1 protein-coding gene is annotated in these 256 nt (G+C 43.8%); it reads left to right on the top strand.

All coding sequences use genetic code 11. The features are described 5' to 3' along the window. A partial coding sequence (locus tag ACQ96U_RS27190; protein WP_431724412.1) for a hypothetical protein occupies positions 1–256 on the top strand: 256 nt, incomplete at both ends.

Below are 256 nucleotides of genomic sequence, written 5' to 3'. Positions count from 1 at the left end.
ACAATGACTATGAGCTGTATCTCCTAGGATCTGAAACGACCAGCGACTCTGTAAGTGTGATCAGCCAAGGGGTTGTGTCTAATACACCCGTACGCGTGTTTATTCCTGTAACAGGTAGAGAAAGTACTCAATCTGGTATTACCTTTACCATTTATCTTGGTGCCAGTTACAATGGCGCGTCTATTAGCACCTCACCTGATGACTGTTTAGTGTTTTCATACACTGATAACGAAAACCCTGATGACGTGCTAACCGT

The organism is Zooshikella sp. RANM57 (genome assembly GCF_050749885.1).
Classification (GTDB): domain Bacteria; phylum Pseudomonadota; class Gammaproteobacteria; order Pseudomonadales; family Zooshikellaceae; genus Zooshikella.
This window is presented reverse-complemented; position numbering and strand designations above follow the sequence as displayed.